The 18,485-nt window shown below is 61.7% G+C and carries 13 protein-coding genes; 6 read left to right on the top strand and 7 right to left on the bottom strand.

What is annotated here, in order from left to right:
• The first annotated feature begins 116 nt into the window (after positions 1-116).
• The 3 genes from AC1DRE_RS02015 (at position 117) to AC1DRE_RS02005 (ending at position 3,274) form a co-directional block, all read left to right on the top strand.
• On the top strand, positions 117-464 hold the full coding sequence (locus AC1DRE_RS02015) for a N,N-dimethylformamidase alpha subunit family protein (RefSeq protein ID WP_476983105.1): 348 nt from the start codon (positions 117-119) through the stop codon (positions 462-464).
• Between the two features lie 4 nt (positions 465-468).
• Entirely contained in the window at positions 469-2,829 is a 2,361-nt protein-coding gene (locus AC1DRE_RS02010) for a N,N-dimethylformamidase beta subunit family domain-containing protein (protein WP_476983104.1), read from the top strand.
• A gap of 205 nt (positions 2,830-3,034) precedes the next feature.
• Positions 3,035-3,274, top strand: coding sequence for a hypothetical protein (locus AC1DRE_RS02005; protein ID WP_476983103.1), 240 nt, complete (start codon positions 3,035-3,037; stop codon positions 3,272-3,274).
• A 254-nt stretch (positions 3,275-3,528) separates the two neighbouring features.
• On the opposite strand, the gene AC1DRE_RS02000 is transcribed toward AC1DRE_RS02005, so the two are convergent.
• From AC1DRE_RS02000 to AC1DRE_RS01970, 7 genes are all read right to left on the bottom strand, one after another.
• Positions 3,529-4,026 carry a LacI family DNA-binding transcriptional regulator gene (locus tag AC1DRE_RS02000; RefSeq protein ID WP_476983102.1) on the bottom strand — a complete coding sequence of 166 codons (498 nt, stop codon included), beginning with the start codon at positions 4,024-4,026 and terminating at the stop codon, positions 3,529-3,531.
• A gap of 40 nt (positions 4,027-4,066) precedes the next feature.
• Positions 4,067-6,355, bottom strand: a complete 2,289-nt coding sequence (locus AC1DRE_RS01995; RefSeq protein WP_476983101.1) for a glycoside hydrolase family 31 protein — start codon at positions 6,353-6,355, stop codon at positions 4,067-4,069.
• 48 nt (positions 6,356-6,403) lie between these two features.
• Entirely contained in the window at positions 6,404-6,910 is a 507-nt protein-coding gene (locus AC1DRE_RS01990; RefSeq protein WP_476983100.1) for a hypothetical protein, read from the bottom strand.
• Between the two features lie 123 nt (positions 6,911-7,033).
• On the bottom strand, positions 7,034-8,470 hold the full coding sequence (locus tag AC1DRE_RS01985) for an ABC transporter substrate-binding protein (RefSeq protein WP_476983099.1): 1,437 nt from the start codon (positions 8,468-8,470) through the stop codon (positions 7,034-7,036).
• 116 nt (positions 8,471-8,586) lie between these two features.
• Positions 8,587-9,456 (bottom strand): carbohydrate ABC transporter permease, encoded by an 870-nt coding sequence (locus AC1DRE_RS01980; RefSeq protein ID WP_476983098.1) that lies wholly within the window; start codon positions 9,454-9,456, stop codon positions 8,587-8,589.
• Complete coding sequence (locus AC1DRE_RS01975) at positions 9,453-10,424, bottom strand: carbohydrate ABC transporter permease (RefSeq protein WP_476983097.1); 972 nt, start codon at positions 10,422-10,424, stop codon at positions 9,453-9,455. The genes AC1DRE_RS01980 and AC1DRE_RS01975 overlap by 4 nt, the downstream gene beginning before the upstream one ends.
• Positions 10,425-10,839: 415 nt before the next feature.
• A complete protein-coding gene (locus AC1DRE_RS01970) occupies positions 10,840-12,090 on the bottom strand; it encodes an alpha-L-fucosidase (RefSeq protein WP_476983096.1) in 1,251 nt (416 codons plus the stop codon).
• 361 nt (positions 12,091-12,451) lie between these two features.
• Between AC1DRE_RS01970 and AC1DRE_RS01965 the strand changes: the two genes are divergently transcribed.
• The 3 genes from AC1DRE_RS01965 to AC1DRE_RS01955 all read left to right on the top strand — a co-directional run bounded on the left by AC1DRE_RS01965 (position 12,452) and on the right by AC1DRE_RS01955 (position 18,446).
• Positions 12,452-13,294, top strand: coding sequence for a LacI family DNA-binding transcriptional regulator (locus tag AC1DRE_RS01965; protein WP_476983095.1), 843 nt, complete (start codon positions 12,452-12,454; stop codon positions 13,292-13,294).
• A gap of 1,256 nt (positions 13,295-14,550) precedes the next feature.
• Positions 14,551-17,124, top strand: coding sequence for a BNR repeat-containing protein (locus AC1DRE_RS01960; RefSeq protein ID WP_476983094.1), 2,574 nt, complete (start codon positions 14,551-14,553; stop codon positions 17,122-17,124).
• Positions 17,125-17,261: 137 nt separating this feature from the next.
• On the top strand, positions 17,262-18,446 hold the full coding sequence (locus AC1DRE_RS01955) for a serine hydrolase domain-containing protein (protein ID WP_476983093.1): 1,185 nt from the start codon (positions 17,262-17,264) through the stop codon (positions 18,444-18,446).
• The last annotated feature ends 39 nt before the right edge of the window (positions 18,447-18,485 follow it).

Genomic DNA, 18,485 nt, shown 5'->3' with positions numbered 1-18,485 from the left:
CTCACCTGGTCGCTCCACAGCAATCCCACCTCAGAATGAAAGCGAGAACCTCCCTTGACTCCGCGGACCAGTCCACCATGTGGCCAAACAAATTGTTGCCGAACGGGAGCGAACTGATGCGTACCAGCGCGGACCGCTCATCCGAACTTATGAGCATTTTTGAACAGCGGTTCTCCTCCCGACTTCGCCGCGACTTCACCGATGAAGTAGCAGCGGCGTACGACCGCTCCCCGCTGGGACCTCATGACGACAAGACCGCGCGTGTCGTGCGGGCCTTGGGCAACGCCTCGATCAACGGCAAAGAGATCATCCTGAACCTCGGGCCCAACGGTCCGTGGGGGATCGGCAGGATCACTGTAGGAGCACCCGGAAACCTGGTTCTCCTGCCCTCAACCTTCTACACCTATGAAAACGCGCTGCGCGGAGTGTTCGCGTTGCGTCGCCAGAACTTTTTGGAGAGCTGAACCCATGACTGCCGAAGCCGCACCCGCAACCGAGATCCGCGTCGACCCGAAAATCTTCGGATACACCGACCGTTTTGCCGCCCGCCCAGGTGAAAGCATCTCCTTCCACGTCAGCTGCGAGGGACCCTCTGCATATCAAGCCTCACTTGTCCGTCTACGGCACGGGTTCACCGGGGAAGCCGGACCGGGCTTCCTGGAAACTCCGGTTGCATCAGAATTCGATGGTCAAAAGCAGGGCACGCAGTACGCGTGCCAGCCCGGATCCTATGTCGAGGTGGCGGACCCGTCCTCGCTGTTGACAGACCCGAACGGATTGGTCATCAAGGCCAAGGTGTACCCCACCTTGCCCCTGAGCTCCCGCTCCGGCAACTATGGCGCCTACCACGTTACTCAGAACTCATTCGGAGGAGGCAGCGACAGGCAGGTCATCCTGGGCAACTGGGATGAAGAGTCCTCGAGCGGCTACGCACTTGTCCTGGACGCCGGCCGGCCCACCTTCCTCTGGAGCGAACAGGGTACCGTGAAGTCACTGGCTCTTGAGAACCCCTTGGAAGGACACCATTGGTACAGCCTGCGGGTCGAGGTGGACACCGCAGCTGGGCAGATCCATCTGACCCAGGCACCGTTGTCCAACATCATGAACCGGTACACCGACCACGCACTGCCTCTGGAATCCCAAGACAAGGTCGCAGACGCCGCCCCTGCAGCCAGCGCACCCGAAGCCCCATTCCGAATCGGCGCCGGAGCGCGTCGGGACGGCGAGCGGTGGCTCGCAGCAAACGGCTTCAATGGCAAGATCGGCGACGTCTCCATTGAACGAGGCACGCCCACCAGAACCGAGACCCTTGCTGACTGGCACTTTGGGCGCAGTCACCGTGACGATGGACTGCTCCTGTGGGACGTCATCGACGAATCACCAAACCGGCTCCACGGAACGTGTCACAACGCACCAACCCGGGCCGTCGCAGGACACTCCTTCACTGGTCTCGTGGACGACTTCCGGCTTGTCCCCGATGAGTACGACGCAATCCACTTCCACGACGACGACATCACCGACGCGGGCTGGCCGACAGCGTTCACACTCGACGTTCCCTCTGACCTGCCTAGCGGCGTATACGCCGCCAAACTCACCGCCGAGGGCGCAGAACAATACCTTCCCTTCTTCGTCCGGGCAGGCGAAAACAAGAACGACGTCGCCGTGCTATTCTCCACAGCAACATACCTCGCGTACGCCAACGACCGCATTGCCTTCGAAGCCGACGGCGCAGAGATCATTGTGAGCCGGACACCCATCCTGGACCGCGAAGACCTCACCCTCCAGGACCATCCCGAATTCGGCCGCTCCTGCTATGAAATCCACAACGACGGCTCCGGAGTTGTCTTCGGAAGCGTCCGCAAGCCCATCCTGACCCTCCAGCCCAAACACCGGGCGTGGTTCCAGGCCGAAGGCGTCTGGGGACTGCCCGCAGACCTGTGCATCGTTCACTGGCTCGAAACCGAGAACTGCGACTACGACGCCATCACCGATGAAGACCTTGACCGCGAAGGATACAGTCTCCTCAGCGACTACCGGGTAGTCATCACCGGCAGCCACCCAGAGTACGTCACACGCAACGAACTCACCGCCCTGGAGAGATTCACCTCCAAGGGCGGGAGACTGATGTACTTGGGCGGCAACGGGTTTTACGCCACCGTCTCATTCGACCCAGAACAGCCACACCTGATGGAACTCCGACGCTCCGACGGCGGCACGCGCCCCCACCAGTCCCCGTACGGAGACAAACGCCACGCCACCTCCGGCGAGCTAGCAGGCATTTGGAGGAACAAAGGCCTACCGCCACAGAAACTCGCCGGAGTGGGATTCGCCGCGCAGGGCTTTGACCGCTGCACCTACTACGAACGACTTGAAGACAGCCACGCTCCGGAAGCCGCATTCATCTTCGAGGGAATCGGTGCAGACGAGCGCATCGGCGAGTTCGGAATCATGGGGGGCGGCGCCGCCGGCGCCGAAGTCGACTGCTACCAGCCCGGCCTCGGCTCGCCCCCCGGAACACTGGTCCTTGCAACGTCAGGCCCGCTGTCGGACGCTTACCTCCTGGCTGCAGAGGAAGTGTACGAGTCCATTCCCGGCATCGGCGCTACCGAGCAACCAGGCGTCCGATCGGACATCGTCTACTGCCCGTTGGAAGGAGGGGGAGGTTTCTTCTCAGTCGGTTCGATCGCCTACACGGCGTCTCTCTCCCATAACAACTACGACAACAACGTCGCGAAGATGACAGGAAACGTCCTAAGGCGGTTCCGTCAAGCCCAGCCACTTGAGGTAACTCTCAATGAAACAGAAACAGTTCAAGTAGTCGGCAGCTGAATCGCTAATCAGAAAGAAACCAGCTGCCCCGACAGGCCAATATAGCGAAGCCAGAGGGCGGTCCATTCTTCGAGTGGGCCGCCCTCAGGTGGGCATGATACCGTCCATCTTTCTTTCCCGACTGAGCTTGCCAACCATCCCACAGTGACGCGGACCTCCGGCATCAACGTCAGAGGCGACTACCAAATGGACACCAGGGAGTTCAATGATCACCACAATAGAAGCCGACCGCTATTTCCACATCACGGGGCTTACCACCACAGAAATCGACGACGGCATCAGCATCGCCGTCAGATTGGCCCACACCCACTCAAGAAGGGACGGCTGGGAAGGGGTACTCGTGACCCGCCATGAACCTGGCCTGTACACCGTGAACCTATGCAGCGAAATCCCTTATGGCATCACCATGGAACGAGACCTAGACAGCAGAACCAAGCTCTCCTAGAAAGTGCAGATGTAGGCGACCGGTTGTTCCGTGCGAGGTCTGTGCCGCCGCCAGACTGGGCCGGATTTCCTGTGTCTTCGCGGGTTCCCGGTGTTTGCAGGGGCCGGGATGCGGTTCGAGTCCACCTCAGACACAGGGTTTCGGCAGGTCAGAAGCCATTTGGGCCTCTGACTGTGTACAGAACACCCAAACGTGTGGACGCGTGGCCAGCATTCGGAAGCGCCACATTTGAGGTGGTGACCACCCCAAATCTTTCATTTGGCTTGATTCTTGCTGCACAAGGAGTAGCCGTCCTCTTGCATCAACAGGAGGCGGCCGCGCCCGTCGTCGAACCTCACCCATGCACCGGCACCATCGGGCAGGCTCGCTTCCACGATCCCGCCACCGACTTCTTGCCCGTAACTAGCGACATGGACGGCTCCTGACAACGGAAGTTTCCGCCAGTCTTGACTCAAGAGCGCCGAAGTCCCTCCATCCGCTGGTCCCACGTCAGTCCCCTTCGATGGTGTTAGCTTGGAAACAGGGTCAGGAGCCGGCAGCCCCGAGGTGGGCTGGCGCCTGATCACCTTCTTGCCCAGCCTAAGCAAGGCTGCGTTCTCGTCGCGTTCGTAGCCGAGCTCGCTAATCACGAGCAGGACCCGCTCCCGAGTGGGCCCGGCGACTGTGCTGGGTTTGTTCATTACATTCGAGACTGTCGAGACGGAGACGGCTGCGGCCGCCGCCACATCGAAAATCGATGCACGTTTCGCCATTTCTACATCCTTACGCTGTCTTCAACATTTGGCTGTGGCGCTACCGGATTTCGAGAACCACTTCGCCCCCATCGAGAGCCTCCGCACGAATGGGCAGACTGGGCCCTCTCCAATGACCAACCGCAGGTTGCACGGTGATGTGCCTCGTTCGTTCTTCCCACACAACCGAGCGACGGCGGTACCCATCGTCGAGGTAGTCGTTCGTCTCTCCGTCGTCTTCGTAGATCTCTGTCCCTGCGTCTGCTCCGGGGTACACCTGCAGAACGATCCCCTCGTTCTCGACGATCGGAACCACGGCTCCTTCGCGCACAAACATAGGGACCGTATCCAGGTCCGTGGCAATATCTATCCACGAGCCGCCGATGTGCTTGATGCCAGTCCCGAACTCGTACCATCCCGAGCCGCTTGGCAGCCACACCGAGCGTTGCTTCCCACCATTTGCAGCGGCGTTGATCACAGGAGCGCATAGGAGATCGGGGCCAAGCATGAACTGGTCGGCTACTTGGTAGGAGGCCTCGTCGTTGGGAAAGTCGAAGGGCAGCATCCGAACGTACATTCGTCCGGAACGTGCCGACTCTGCCATCGCGGCGTACAAGTAGTACTCGAGGGATTTGCGTAGCTCGATGGCAGCCACGATGCTGTCGTAAGCGCGGTCTCCAGCCTCTCCGAAGTTCCAGGGTTCGCGTGCAAGATCGGTGCCGTGCGAGCGCATCACGGGCATGAGCGCTCCTAGCTGCATCCACCGAACGTAGAGCTCGGTGTACCCGGGATCCACCGAATGGCCAGTGGCCGCCCCCTTCCAGAACCAGAATTCTGGCTTCGAGACAGCGAAGAATCCGCCAATATCGAAAGTCCAGTACGGCTGGCCGGTGGCGATGAGGTTGAGGGCGGCCGCGATCTGGGTCCTTATACTCTCCCAGGTACCTGAGACGTCGCCAGACCAGCTGATGGCACCGTAGCGCTGCTGGCCAGGGAATGAGGAACGTGTGAGCAGCCCGAAACGTTTGCCTGATCGCACCGAGTGATTTCGATGTAGGCCCTCGATGTGGCTCAGCGAGTACTCCGAGATGTGTCCGGCATCGAGAAACTGTTCGGCGAAGCCGACGTTGATCGCCGCGCGCTCCGCCGTGGTGCCGACAGTAGCACCGTACCAATCCGCCTCGAAGGGCTCTGAACAATCGGCCCACCAGTAGTCGAAGCCGAACCGGCCGGCTCCGCGCTCGAGCTGATCCCAGTAGAGGTTCTGTGCCTCCTCTGAGAACGCGTTGTAGGTCATCCCGTCGCCGAGCAGAAGACCAGCCTGGCGGAACTCTTCCTGATCGGGCCCGTTCCCGGCCATCTTCGGCCAGATGGACAACATCGTCTTCACTCCCGCGTCATGGGCCTCTTCAATCATGAGGCGAGGATCCGGGAAGCGATCACCGTCCAAGCTCTTCTGCCCCCAAAGCCCTTCGGGCCAGGTCCGCCAATCGAGGACGATCACGTCCAGAGGAATGCTGCGGTCGCCGAACTCTCGGATGGTGTCCAGGACCTCCGTCTGGTCGACGTAGCGTTCCTTCGATTGAACGTAGCCCAGCAACGCTTTCGGGAGCATCGGAGGTCGGCCGGTCAAGAAGTGTACGCCGTCAATGAGTTCGTCGAAGGTATCGCCGAAGATGAGGTAGAACTCGAGCCGGTCCACGCAGGAGCAGGAGATGGTGAAGGCGCCGGACCCGTCCGAGAACTCCATAGCGCTGGCGCCATCGACGAAGACCGCGTACCCCCTGCTCGAGAGGAGGATCGGTATGGAGATCTTCAGGTTGTGCTGGTAGAGGTATTGATGCTGTCCTCGGAGGTCGAAATGCCCCTCCTCGTGCTGTCCAAGTCCGAATAGGTGCTCATCTGGATCGGTGCGAAACTCAAGTACGCCGGTGTACGCAGTGCGGTCGAACTCTCTGTCTACCGCGTCCAGCGTGCTCCTCATCCCGTCTGCCCCCGAGGTCACTTCTACGTTCACGTCTTCGGGCCGGAGTGGCTTGTACACCGCTCTCGGCGCAAGCGCTGGATTGATGTTCTGGAGTGTTGTCACCAGCTTCCCGTTGCGGGTGAACACGATGCTGTCGTTGTCCGCAGCGAGCTCGGCTGCAAGATCACGTGTTTCAAGAATGCTGCGACCCTCAGTGCTGCTGACTCGGGACTGGGCGCCCGGCGACTCTCCGACGACTGCGCCGCTCAGTGGCGTCCCTGTGGAGAACGGGCCCGAAAGCGAGACCTTGAGGATCGTCTCGCTCCACGGGACTACCCGGAGCTGCTGAGGACCTGTGTCGATGTCAATGAAATGAAGCTGCATAATTGTTCCTGGATCGGCGAATTTGGAATCGCGAGCGAGCTCTCGCTGCTATCGGAATACTCCGCCGAGAGCAACGCCCTTGCTGATGGTGCGATTGAACACGAGGTAGACGATGATCAGCGGGATCGTCGCGAGCGTCAGCCCGGCGAAGAGCGCGCCGGTGTTACTCGCAAACTGCCCCTTGAAGTCCAGCAAACCAACGGGGATGGTGCGGCTGCCGGGAGCCTGCAGGAAGGAATGTGGAGCCTGCAGGGCCGGCTCGACGGCTTCCTCGCAGCGGCTCGCGCTGCAGGCATCACAATCGCCGAAGACCATATCCAACGCGCCGGGAAACTGACGGTCTACGTGCAGCCCGTCGAACAGATCGCAACCGAGGCCGCTCGCATAATGAATGCCCGGCTGGACAATCCGGACGGGTCCAGGAGTCGCGTAGTTCTGGAGCTTCCGGGGCACCTGCAGATCGGTGCGTCGGTTCGGCGGCTGAGCGACTGAACCTCTGGGCCAATCTGTGTGCACGGCGGTCCCCACATGCTGCGCGACATCGCGGATACTCACCACCAGATATCCTCGCAATCCGGGTGGAGAGAGTAGAGCTGTCCCAAGACCCGGAGGACGGGCGACTTTCGCGGTGGTACGCGATCGTCGCCCGCCTTCCAGAGCCTGCAGGGCAGATCGGGGCTAGCCCACGTCTGTCCATTTGTTGTTGGTGACCTGCTCGTGTGCCCAGGTGACGTTCGACGCCTGCTGCGCGGCCAGGTACTCATCGAGCGTCTTAGAACCGATCAGGTAGCCAGTAAGCAAGTTCTGCCCCGTTTGGGCGGCTGGCGTCAGCAGCGCGCCGTTACTCAGCTTTGCCGGTGCGGACCAGTCTTTGGAGGTGAGTGCCTCGATTGTCGTCGGAGCCTTGGCGCTGGTGATAGCCGGGATGCTTCCAGTCTCCGCGAGCCAGTTCTCAACCTTCGGGCTCGACATGTACTGGAGGAACTTGATCGCCGCATCCAGCTTCGCACCCTTGATGTACGCGGGAATCATGTACGAGGTGCCACCTGCTCCCGTTCCAAACGATGCCGGCGCGCCAGAAGCGTACTTCGAGTCCTTAGTCGAGATGGTCGGGAATGGCACGGTGCTCCAGTCGAACTTCACCGTGGAGAGCCCGGCGGCCGAGAAGTTGGTGCCCCACGCCATGGCGGCCTTGCCACCGGGGAAGGCCGTGCTGCCGGTGAAGGCGCCGGCCGCGGGGATGCCCGACCAGTTCGGCGTCGCGCAGGCGTCGTACCACTTCTTGATGATCTTGACCGAGTCGGCAACGGCCGGGTCGGTGCTCACGTCGAGCGAGCCGTCTAGGATTCCCTTCGCGAGGCTCTTCGTGGCCAGAGGATTCGCGGTACCCGCGTTGCCGTCGCCTCCGAAGACGTTGATCTTGTCCGCCAGCGGGTCGAGCATGGTCGACTGGATCGCGGTGGTCGCCCACATGGAGGCCAGCGTGCCCTTGTCGGTGGCCAGCGGGTCGATGCCCGCCTCCTTCAGCGTGGTGCACGCCTTAGTGAATCCGTCGAAGGTAGACAGCTGCGAGGGGGAGATGCCCTCCTTCTTCAGGATGTCGTTGTTGTAGAAGATGCCGACGGTAACGAGGTTGAACGGCACCCAGGTGTGGTGGCCGGTTCCATCGCGCTGAGCGTCACCGAAGTAGTTCTTGTCGAACCCGTCGAGCCAGGTCTTCGAGTTCGGGTCGAACGGGTTCTTCTCGGCGAGGTACTTATCGAGGTTCATCACCTGGTCCGGCTTGGGCGCCGGCTGGTTGAAGATCAGCTCGGGCGCGGTGCCCGCGGTGAGCTGCGTGCTCAGCGTGGTGCCGAACGACGAGAGTGGCAGCACGTTGGTCTTGATGGTGATGTTCGGGTTGTCCTTCTCGAACTGCGTGATCAGCTTGTCCCAGGCCGGACCGAAGGTGTTGGTCTGGTCGGTGAACTGGTTCGGGCCGGCGAGGGTGATGGTGACCTTGTCGTCGGAGCTGGATCCGGCCGAGCATCCGGTCAGTACGAGCGCTGCTGCTGCGATTGTGCCGACCGCGGCGACGAGCGCCTTGGGTCGCACGAGGCGTTTGGGCTGTGACATTGCAATCTTCCTTGATTGGGTTGGGGGTGGAGCGGGTGAGCGGGTGGGGCGTTGTGGTGCGATTCAGTGCTTTCGGAAGGAGACAGAGTTCGTCTCGGAAATTCGGGGTCGGCGCCCTAGTGCGCGCCGGGGAGGCCGCCCTGTACCCCCGCGAGGAAGTATTTGGACAGGAAGGTGAACAGGATGACGAGCGGCAGGCTGGCGAGGAAATATCCGGCCATCAGTGGTCCGTATTCGATGGCGTTCTGGCCCTGGAAGAACTGCAACCCCACCGACATAGTGCGCAGGCTGTCGTCGGTGATCACGAGAAGTGGCCAGAAGAAGTCGTTCCACACCGTGCTGAGCGTGATCAGCGTGATCGAGCCGAGCACGGGCAGCGACAGCGGGAGGGTGATCGAGCGGTACAGGCGGAAGTTCGACGCCCCGTCGATGCGGGCAGCGTCGTAGATCGACTGCGGGATCGACTCGATGAAGTTGCGCATGATGACCGTGCCGAGGATGACACCGCCCGCGACGTAGGGCACGACGAGCACCACGTAGGTGTTCAGGATGCCGAAGTCCTTCATCATGATGAACAGCGGGATCAGGTTGACGATGCCGGGCACCGCCATGAGCGCGAGCACGAGCGCGTACACCACACCGCGTCCGCGGAATCGGAATCGCGAGAGCACGAACCCGGCCACGGAGCCGATGGCCGCGATCAGGATGATCGAGGCGATGGCCACGTAGAAGGTGTTGCCAAGGTACGGCGCGATCTGGTTCCACGCCACGGCGTAGTTCTCGAAGTGGAACGGGAAGACCGGCGCCCAGAAGCTGTCCGCGAACTGCTGGTTCGTCTTGCCCGACGTGATGACCATAAAGACGTAGGGCGCGAGGCTGACCACGACCAGCAGGATCAGTACGGCCTTGATGCCTACCTGCAGGTGGGACCGGTTGCGGATCTTCCCTGGCTGCTGCTGAGCGAGCCGTGTGGTAACGGTGCTCACATTTCACCTCCGTCGTTTGCGCCCGCGCTGCGTCGCCCGATGAAGAGCGAGAACAGGCTGAGGGCGAGGGTGATCGCGAACAGCGTGGTGGAGAGAGTGGCCGCGTAGCCCCAGTCCCCGGCGCTGAACGCCTGGTTGATGATGTAGAGCACCGGGACCATGGTCGCGTTGTCCGGCCCTCCCGAGGTGAGCACGAAGGCGACGAAGCCGTACTGCAGCGTAGCCACGACGACCAGGAAGAATAGGATACGGATCTGGCTCACCATGAGCGGCAGGTCGATCCGCCAGAGTCGTGCCCAGCGGCCGACGCCGTCGAGCTGGGCGGCCTCGAGCACCTCTTTCGGGATGTTCTGCAGGCTCTGGTAGAAGATGAGGAACGGCAGCCCGGCGATGAACGGGAAGCCGACGAGGAGGAGCGCGACGAGCGCCGTGCTGGGCGAGCCCGTCCAGTTCTGTTCGAACGCCTTCAGACCGATCGCACGAAGGAACTGGTTGAACAGCCCGGCGTTCGGGTCGTAGAAGAAGCCCCAGATGAGCGCGGTCACGACGCCCGGGAAGGCCATCGGGATGATGAGCAGCGTGCGGATCACGTACTGCCATCGGTCGCTCTTGAGGGTGACGAGCAGCTCTGCGGCAAGCAGCGGTAGGATCCACGACGCGAGGTTGAACACGAAGATGATGCCGAGGTTGCCGAACGAGCGCCACCAGGTGTCGTCGTTCATCATGCGTGCATAGTTGGCGCCGCCGAGGAAGGTGGAGACGCCAGCGGGCGCCCAGTTGAAGAATGACCAGAAGATGGAGGAGAGGGCCGGGAAGTAAGCGAATGCTCCCAATACGGCGATCAGCGGGAGCAGCGCCAGCCACACGGTGATGCGGAATTGAGGACGCGTGGTCCGCCGCGGGCTTGGGGGCCGACCTGCGACGGAGGCACGTTCGGCTGCTAGGGGTCTTTCCTTCGTCAACGCCATGAAGCGCCTCTCTTCTTCGAGATATGCGGCGGCCGAGTCATCTCCGCCGTGAAATCGCTCGGCAGGGAACTGTGATTCACACTTCACTCCTTTGTGGTGCTCGGGCTGTTACAAATTCTATAGCGAATCGTTTCGTGTGACAAGTATGATGGCCCCATCCCTCGGGCTTCCCATCCGACGCCGAAGGTGCGGGTGAGATGGTGCAGCCGGCGAGGGGGAGCGCAGTCACGCCTATGAAGGCACTGATTGAGGCAACGGGCGTGCGTGCCCCCCGCTGAACCTGGTTCTGGTGCATTTTCACTCCCTTGTGATTGCTGTGTGACATCGGTGATTCTGTAGGATGAATCGTTTCGCTCCGTCGGCGTAAAAACCGCCGGAGTTGAGTGTCTCGATTCTTGCTAGATGTCGTTCTCCCTCACCGGTCCGCGGGTGAGAAACGCTTTGCTTTCGGGTTCAATGCTGCATCCTCAGCCGCTGGCAGCCCGACGATGACCGCGTTGAGGCCCTCATCCGTGCGGACAATGGAGAGGGGGTTGTCCGCCACCACGACGATGGAGTCGCGGTGGCGCCACGCAACCCACCAGTCGCTGCCGGTGATGGTTACAGTGCCGGGCTCAATCGGTGACCTGTCGAGCGTGTAGGGCTTCAGATTCTGACTCCATTCGCCGAACCCTTCGAGGGTCCGGCGCTGGATGTCGGGAATCCGCCCACTGGCCTCGGGCCCGATGTTCAGCAGGAGACGGCCGCCGCGCGAAACTATGTCGGCGTACACGCGAGCAAGCTCGCGCGCAGAGAGCGTCAAGGATTCATCCTCTGTGCGGTTGTAACCGAACGAAAACCCGAGCCCGCGGTTGTGCTCCCAGCCGACCCCCCGCTCGTTCTGTGTATCGTGCGAGTACTCGCTGGTTCGGTAGTCCCACACTGGTGCGCCCCATCGGTCATTGACGATGCCGTCGGGCACCACACTCTTGTAGTACTCCAGCAGTTGCACGAGAGAGCCGTCAGCCTTACCCGCGTCCGGCCATTCGATGTCGTTCCAGATCACTGCGGGCTTGTAACGGTCAATCAGGTCACGGACGTGTGCGGTCGCGTACTCGGCGTACTCCGCGTCGTTGGGGCGGTACTCGGTAACATCGGACATCGATTCGATAGGAGGGAAATCCGTGAAGGCCCAGTCAAGCCCGCCCGAGTAGTAGACCCCGAAGCGCATTCCCTCATTGCGCACAGCCTCAGCGAGCGGAGCGAGGAGATCGAGCTTGGGTCCCCGAGCGACCGTGGACAGCCTGCCGGCACCGGGCGCGTCCCACAGGGTCACCCCGTCGTGATGCTTCGTGACGGGGATGACATAGTCCGCACCGGCCCGATGAAACAGCCGGGCCCATTCGGACGGATCGAACTGGTCGGGGTTCCATCGATCAAGGAAGGCGTCGTACGTGTTGTCTCCGTACTCAGCGGCATGGTGTAGCGCCGCCGGCGATCCCGCGATCCGGGATGTGTTCGCGTACCACTCGGCGTACGCGTTGTGGGAGAACCATTTCTCTTCGGGTACAGCGCCCCATGCGCCAGTCGGCTCGGCCCATGCAGGAACCGAGTACGGCCCCCAGTGGATGAAAATGCCCAGGGTGGACTGTCTGGCCCATTCGGGCAGGGTGGGACTATCGGTCATTACTCTCTCCTTGGCGTGGTTTGGCGAGACGCTGCTTCGCGCCTGCCTGGTAAGTGATCATGATTGTGCGACAGAGCGAAACGACTAAAGGTTCGCGGATCATGGGTAGACTCGGGATAGCATCGTTATGAGCGCGAACGGTGCCCATAACTCGCGATACGAAGGATCGAAATTGTCGACAAGCAGCAGATCTCCCGCAACTTACAAGGACATCCAGCGATTGACCGGTTTGTCGTTGGCGACGATTTCGAAGTACTACAACGGGCGAAACGTTCTTTCCTCGAACCGAGAAGTGATTGAGTCGGCGGCCGCGGAACTGAACTATCGACCGAACGCGTTCGCCAGCAGCTTGAGGCGCGGTGTGACTCGAACCGTCGGCGTGTTGCTGCCCTCTTTCCAGGTTCCCTTCCACCTCGAGATCGTCGTCGGAATCGAAAAGTACCTGCGCAGTCAGGGCATCGGAGTGCTCCTGACCTCCAACGAGCAGGACGGAACTCCGTCCAGCGTCAATGCAGTCGAGTTGCTTCTCAGCAGAAGGGTCGACGGCATCATCGGCGTTCCCGCCCTGGCGGACTCCTCGGCGCTCGAGACCGCGGTCTCGATTGGCATCCCTGTCGTCACCGTGGACTGGTGCCCAAGCGGCCTTGACGCGGACTCCGTCACCCTTGACAACGTGCAGGCGGGCAAGGTTGCAACCCAGCACCTGATTGACCACGGCCACCGAACCCTCGGCGCCCTGGTGGGCGAAGAAGGAATGTGGAGCCTGCAGGGCCGGCTTGACGGCTTCCTCGCGGCCGCTCGCGCTGCCGGCATCACAATCGCCGAAGACCACATCCAACGCGCCCCTCTCAACGTGGACTCCGGATATGCGGCGATGATGCGATTGCTCGCGGCAGACACGCGCCCGACTGCGGTGTTCGCAGGGAACTACGACCTGACCGTAGGCGCCGTGGCCGCCCTGAACGACTCGGGGCTCCGCCTCGGGCGCGATGTCTCCCTCGTCGGTTTCGACTCTGTGGAGCTCGCTCAGGTAACGCGCCCGAAACTGACGGTCTACGTGCAGCCCGTCGAACAGATCGCAACCGAGGCCGCTCGAATAATGAATGCCCGGCTGGACAATCCGGACGGGCCGAGGAGCCGCGTCGTTCTGGAGCTTCCGGGGCACCTGGAGATCGGTGCGTCGGTTCGGCGGCTGAGCGACTGAACCCCTGGGCCAATCCATATGAACGGCGGTTGGCACAGGAGCCTCAGCCGGGCTTTGCATCACCGCCGCCGCGATGTCGGCGGGACCGTAATGGTCGGATCCGAAGGTGCCCATTCCGATTGCGGGAATCCTCATACCGGGGCGAAGGGTGCGAGAAGGCGCAGTCGCAGGATCAATGACAACAGGCAGACCAGCGGCAGACATGAGACTCCTTGAGCTAACAGTAAGGCGAAACGTTTCACTCAGAATAGAACGCCACGCAGCGCAAATCAACTGTGTGGGGATCCCGCCTGATCCATCACTTGGTGCGAATCCGCGTGTCCGTAGGGCGCAAAGGCTTAGCTCCGCAAAGGAGGAACTATCTTCACGCCTCGTAAGGCATGTCATAACGTTTTGTCTTATGGCGGGTCTGCCCAGCTTGCTATGTCGCTCGGGGGAGTGACGTCGTCTGCGCCATAATTCGATGGTGCGGAAGTCGATCGTGGGTGACCTCAACAGTGAACATGACAGATCGCTGGAATGACTCGACAGGTGGGGACTGCACCCTGCCGACATCGTCACCCATGGCTTCCCACCCACCCAGCGACACCGCAGAGGCATGTCGACTTGCCGACTCCGCTGTCTCCGGGAAGATCGGCACCGCCTGGCAGGACTGACAATGCCCTGGCGCTGCCGCCCGGGTCCGTGCCGGTACTTCGGGCCCTTCAAATAGAGCGACCCGCTCGTCGATCCAGCGGGACCAATCGACTCGCTGAGACGGGCCCGATGCTGAAACGATTCGCCTTCCAGGCGCACGTGTCACTCATCAGGGTCATTTCCGTGGCAAACAAAGGGTTGACCTGCGAATGATGCGAGCGTAACGTTTCGCAATGGTGATTCCGGGGCAACTCCAGCTCCTCGTCGATAGGACATGCAACGGTACATTCGGCCAGCGAAGACGATCCTGTTGTCGAGCTTCGGTCGTCATCATGACCCCTCGCGGCGGTCAGCGATTTGGAAAACGTCCGGATCAACCTGGTCGGGCGCGAACCGATTTGTGCGGCCCCAGCACTTTTCCGACCATGTTCGACGTTCCGCAACAGCTACCTGCAGCGCATACTCGCGCTTCCCAATGACCAACCAAGCGAGGCTTCATTTCCCTAGTCGATTGGAAGCGCGGTTTGGTCGGAACCCAACGAAAGGAAGAGACAATGATGTACTCACCCGCCTCAAGACCGAAAAGAGCTGTCGCAAGACTCCTCGTTCCGGTGTTGATCATGACTGCACTCGCGCTAGCGAGTCCATTCAGTGCAGCAGCAGCGACTAACCCGGGGACGGACGACTTCGAACGCGCCGACGGAGCCCTCGGGAGCTCGTGGACGTCGGACCGCGGCACCTGGAGCATCGCAAGCGGTGCCGCCCTGGCAACCAGCGCGACGAGCAACGCCGTAACCACCTACAACCCCCTGCCCATCGCCGTCGACTACGCCGTCTCCGCGCGGATCAACATCGTGACAACGGGAACCCCAACGGGATCGGAGTGGGCAGGTGTTGCCGGCAACGTTCAAGGCACCACTGCCTCGAACCTGAACTACTACCTGCTGAGGGTGACGACCGGTTCTGGAACTGGCACAGACGGGCGCTGGCAGTTGCTGAAAATGACCAACAGCACTAGCACCGGACTGCTTGCCAGCGGCACCATCGTCGCCGCGTACGGCACGCAACTCGACTTGACCCTGACTCGCACGGGCAACTCCTTGCGGTCGCAAGTACTCAACGCCGGGTCGGGAGCCACCCTCGCTGATCAGACGTACACCTCGGCTGATCCGAATGTCACCGGAGGCCGTGCTGGACTGTATTCCAACAGCGGAAACCTGAGAGCACAGACTTGGGGTCTGTCGACGACCATCCCCGCGGCGGACGACTTTGAACGCGCCGACGGAGCCCTCGGGAGTTCGTGGACATCAGATCGCGGTACCTGGAGTATCGCGAGCGGTGCCGCATTGGCAAGCAGCTCGACCAGCAACGCCGTCGCCACCTACAACCCCCTCGCCCTCGGCGATGACTACACCGTCTCTGCGCGGACCAATATCGTCACGACCGGAACCCCGGGAGGATCAGAGTGGGTGGGCGTCGTGGGAAACCTTCAGGGAACGAGTGCCACCAGCCTGAACTACTACGTGCTCCGGGTCACGACCGGTTCTGGAACGGGCACGAACGGGCGCTGGCAGTTGCTGAAGATGTCCAACAGCTCGACGGCCAGCGTGCTCGCCAGCGGCACAATCGTTGCCGCGTACGGCACGCAACTTGATCTCACGCTGACACGCACAGGTAACTCATTTCGGTCCCAAGTAGTCAATGTGGCATCGGGAGCCAAGCTTGCGGACCAGACCTACACCGCTGCTGTTGTCGACCCGAATGTCACGGGGGGCCGTGCGGGGTTGTATTCCAACAGTGGAAACCTACGGGGGCAGACCTTCAGCCTTTCGACGACGAGCCCCGCTGCTTCGCCTCCCGGTCCCCTCAACTGCGCACCAGGCGGAGATAGCTACACCTACCCGGATCCCAACCTGACTGTCGTTTCGACAAGCACGGTCGGGTCGACATGGGCCGGCATGCAAGTGGGGCAGGGACTTCTCACCAGTGGAAACGACCAGTACGTCGCGTACTACGACGTGAACCGCGGCATGACCGTCGCCAAGCACACAATTGGTGGCGCATGGGTCTACAAGACCCTTCCGTCGACTCTCGGATGGGACAGCCACAACTACGTTTCCATGGGGCTTGACCGCAGTGGGAACCTCCATGTCTCGGGCAACATGCACAACGTTCCGTTGGTCTACTTCCGCACCACCACCCCGGGCGACATCAGCACGTTGGTAAAGGTCAACAACATGGTGAGCGCCGCCGCAGAGGGCTCCGTTACCTATCCCGAGTTCGTGAACCGCTCGGACGGAAGCCTTGTCTTCAACTACCGCGAGGGTGGGTCCGGCGATGGCGTGACGTACTTCAATGTGTACAACGAGTCGACGAGCTCGTGGTCGCCCCTCGTCTCCCAGCCGATTTTCGACGGAAACGGGTCCGCGAGCAACCCTTCGGGAACGTGGAGTTCGTACTTCCAAGGTCCGACGAAGGGGCCCGACGGCTGGTTCCATATGATCTGGGTCTGGCGTGACACGCCTGACGCGGCGACGAACAGCATGCTGACGTACGCGAAAAGCCAGGACCTCGTGAACTGGGTGACAAACAGCGGAACGCCGTTGACGACGCCGCTCAAGTACGGCCAAGGTGACGTGATCGACCCGGTCCCCGATCAGGGTGGACTGCTGAACGGCAACGCGAAGATCGGTTTCGACGCCTCGGGCAAGGTCCTCATCACCTACCACAAGTACGATGCTCAGGGCCGGTCGCAGGTGTACGCCGCGCGTCCGACGGCCTCCGGCACGTGGCAGATCAACCAGATCACGAACTGGACCGGACGTTGGAGCTTCGGGGGCGGAGGGAGTCTCAACTTCCAGGTCGCCATGCAGGGTTCTCGTGTCCTGTCCAACGGCGACATCAGCGTTGACTTCTTCTGCAACGGCAGCAGCGGCAGGCAGTCCATCATCATCGACTCGTCGCTGAATCGGATTGCCCAGGTACCCACGCAGCCGCTGCCCGCTTCGGTGACAACGGTGACCGGGACCTTCCCGGGGCTACAGGTCCTCATCGCGAACGACCTCGCCGGCGCCACAGCGGGAGGGCAGTATATTCTGCGCTGGGAGACGTTGCCGGGCAACGATGACCAGCCACGGGCCGGGGGCACCTACCCGACGGGAGGAAGCACCCTGCAGGTAATCCTGCTCCACTAGCGGTAAATCCCTCGGAGAACGGCCTCTGCTTGGCGGCGAGGCCGTTCTTCGCTCGGCTCTTTGACCGCACCCATACCTAGGAGAATTACTGTGACCACAGAACTGTGGACACGTCTGCGAGCAGAGGAGCTCATTCCATGATTCACGGTTACGTTGCTCCAGGCTTCGAGCTAGTCGCCGATGCCTTCGAGCGTGGGCAATCAGACGATCCCGGCGCAGCCCAACTGTGCGTGTATCAGAACGGCAACGTCGTCGTCGATCTGTGGACGGGGGCCGACCCCGAAACACAGCTACCTATCGACGGCGATTCCCTGTTCGTGCTGTGGTCGACGACCAAAGGCATGATTGCGATCATCGTTGCGATGCTCATCCAACGGGGCCAGCTCGACCCCGAGGCAGCTGTGTCGTCTGTCTGGCCAGAGTTCGGCGTCAAGGGCAAAGAGCACACAACCTTTGCCCACCTTCTCAGCCATGCAGCCGGTCTTCCCTTCTTTCCATCGGGCGCTGGAATCGAAAGTCGGCACTTGCCGAACTGGGAGCTGTGCACGGAGGTGCTGGCTGCCGCCGAACCACTGTGGTTGCCAGGGACCGCATCGTGGTATCACCCCTTCACCTTTGGCTATCTCAACGGCGAGGCGGTGCGCCGGGTGACGGGCACGAGTGTGAGCGAACTCTTCGCTGAACTCGTCGCCAAGCCACTGGGAGTCGACTTCTGGATCGGAGGCTTGCCCACGCACCGCGAGGGCGACGTCACAAACCGCAGCGCGTGGAACTCTGCACCCCCCGTCGAACCAGCCGAGCTGTGGTCATCGCACGGAGTGGACATGTCGGATCCAGTCGTCCGTGAGCTGCTCGAAGAGGTGCAGTCGATCCCCGACATGGTCGAGTTTCTCAACAGCGCCGAAGGACATCAGATGGAGTTTGGCGGGGCAGGGGGCATTGCGAGCGCACGGTCGGTGGCAAAGATCTACGCCGCCACCATCGGTAAGGTCGACTCCATTCGCCTGCTCTCGCCCGGGACGCTAGACCTCGTGACCCGGCCGCGCACCGTGGGCCTCGGCCCCGTTCCTCAGCTGGCCGGCGTGCCCAACCAACGGCTTGCCGAGTTCGGGCTCGGTTTTTGGTTGGGGTCGCAGTTCGAGACCGGGCGGTTCGCGACCGGTGGAACCTTTGGGCACCCGGGGGCTGGTGGAAACTTCGCGTTTGCTCATCCTGCGTCGGGCATGGCCGTTGCGTACACCTGCACGAGCATGTCCGACCCCTCGCGACCCGACCCGCGACGGGTCTGGGCTGAGGCCCTCGCCGATCTGGCGGGTGCGTAGGAAAATTGGGAGACAACAATGCGTGAGCTAGCGGCATAC

It is taken from the genome of Arthrobacter sp. P4_H3, from assembly GCF_056400885.1.
This window is presented reverse-complemented; position numbering and strand designations above follow the sequence as displayed.

Excerpts from the sequence above, each read along its gene's own strand:
- AC1DRE_RS02015 (WP_476983105.1), top strand. The coding sequence starts at position 117 with ATGCGTACCAGCGCGGACCGCTCATCCGAACTTATGAGCATTTTTGAA.
- AC1DRE_RS02010 (WP_476983104.1), top strand. The coding sequence starts at position 469 with ATGACTGCCGAAGCCGCACCCGCAACCGAGATCCGCGTCGACCCGAAA.
- AC1DRE_RS02005 (WP_476983103.1), top strand. The coding sequence starts at position 3,035 with ATGATCACCACAATAGAAGCCGACCGCTATTTCCACATCACGGGGCTT.
- AC1DRE_RS02000 (WP_476983102.1), bottom strand. The coding sequence starts at position 4,026 with ATGGCGAAACGTGCATCGATTTTCGATGTGGCGGCGGCCGCAGCCGTC.
- AC1DRE_RS01995 (WP_476983101.1), bottom strand. The coding sequence starts at position 6,355 with ATGCAGCTTCATTTCATTGACATCGACACAGGTCCTCAGCAGCTCCGG.
- AC1DRE_RS01985 (WP_476983099.1), bottom strand. The coding sequence starts at position 8,470 with ATGTCACAGCCCAAACGCCTCGTGCGACCCAAGGCGCTCGTCGCCGCG.
- AC1DRE_RS01975 (WP_476983097.1), bottom strand. The coding sequence starts at position 10,424 with ATGGCGTTGACGAAGGAAAGACCCCTAGCAGCCGAACGTGCCTCCGTC.
- AC1DRE_RS01970 (WP_476983096.1), bottom strand. The coding sequence starts at position 12,090 with ATGACCGATAGTCCCACCCTGCCCGAATGGGCCAGACAGTCCACCCTG.
- AC1DRE_RS01960 (WP_476983094.1), top strand. The coding sequence starts at position 14,551 with ATGACTGCACTCGCGCTAGCGAGTCCATTCAGTGCAGCAGCAGCGACT.
- AC1DRE_RS01955 (WP_476983093.1), top strand. The coding sequence starts at position 17,262 with ATGATTCACGGTTACGTTGCTCCAGGCTTCGAGCTAGTCGCCGATGCC.